This is a genomic window from Lactobacillus sp. N54.MGS-719, assembly GCF_000980505.1.
Classification (GTDB): domain Bacteria; phylum Bacillota; class Bacilli; order Lactobacillales; family Lactobacillaceae; genus Lactobacillus; species Lactobacillus amylovorus.
On record NZ_LARO01000141.1, the window covers coordinates 1 to 399 of the forward strand.

Consider the following 399-nt stretch of genomic DNA (forward strand, 5'->3'; position numbering starts at 1 on the left):
ACGGAACTACATTGATCACTTTTATGGTGGCTTTGCTATTCATTAGAAAATTGCTTTTCAAAAGCTTGACCTAAATCGTTAAAATCATCGTAGGTATCAAGATCAACATTTTTATACTCGGTCCCAACAGTCTTCCCATTATCATCAGTACCAGTTGCGGCAGAACAAGTCTCCACTTAATCTCGCCAAATTGCGTATCAACCTTGCGAAAGTAAGCACCATTGCGTGAATTGCCTGTATTCCAGACAGCTCTGGCATAAGGATCATAGCCTAAAAACGCAGTCAGTTCAGCCTCTAAAAGTCATTAACTGTTTGCTGGAGTTCTTTGCGCAATAAATCGTTTATTTTGTCTTGATTGAATAGAGCTTGTGCCATATTTTTGGTAAAATCATTCATGAA

The 399-nt window shown here is 38.3% G+C and carries 2 pseudogenes; both read right to left on the bottom strand.

The features are described from left to right. Nucleotides 1-38 precede the first annotated feature (38 nt). A pseudogene (locus WS44_RS09660) lies at nucleotides 39-173 on the bottom strand (aminoglycoside phosphotransferase); the annotation flags it as partial. A gap of 2 nt (nucleotides 174-175) precedes the next feature. Continuing rightward, a pseudogene (locus WS44_RS10240) lies at nucleotides 176-396 on the bottom strand (transposase); the annotation flags it as partial. Nucleotides 397-399 lie beyond the last annotated feature (3 nt).